The sequence below is a fragment of the Schumannella sp. 10F1B-5-1 genome (assembly GCF_006517535.1).
Lineage (GTDB): Bacteria > Actinomycetota > Actinomycetes > Actinomycetales > Microbacteriaceae > Schumannella.
Genome location: NZ_VHQH01000077.1, coordinates 1 through 207 on the forward strand (window position 1 = coordinate 1; position 207 = coordinate 207).

1 pseudogene is annotated in these 207 nt (G+C 70.0%); it reads left to right on the forward strand.

What is annotated here, in order from left to right:
• Nucleotides 1–24: 24 nt before the first annotated feature.
• Nucleotides 25–207, forward strand: a pseudogene (locus FJ658_RS15040) (hypothetical protein); the annotation flags it as partial.

A 207-nucleotide genomic window follows, 5' to 3' on the forward strand; every position in this document is an offset into this window, starting at 1 on the left:
GCAGCTGGCCTAGTCTGGATGGCGATGTCCGCCCCCTCCCGTCCCCGCGCATCCGGCATCGGCCGCGTGCTCGTCGCCGTCTACGCCATCCTCGCCATCGCCGCGCTCGGGCGATCGATCTTCCAGATCATCGACCGGTTCGACGAGGCGCCGATCGCCTTCTCGCTCTCGGCGGTCTCCGCGGTCGTCTACGTGCTCGCCACGGTC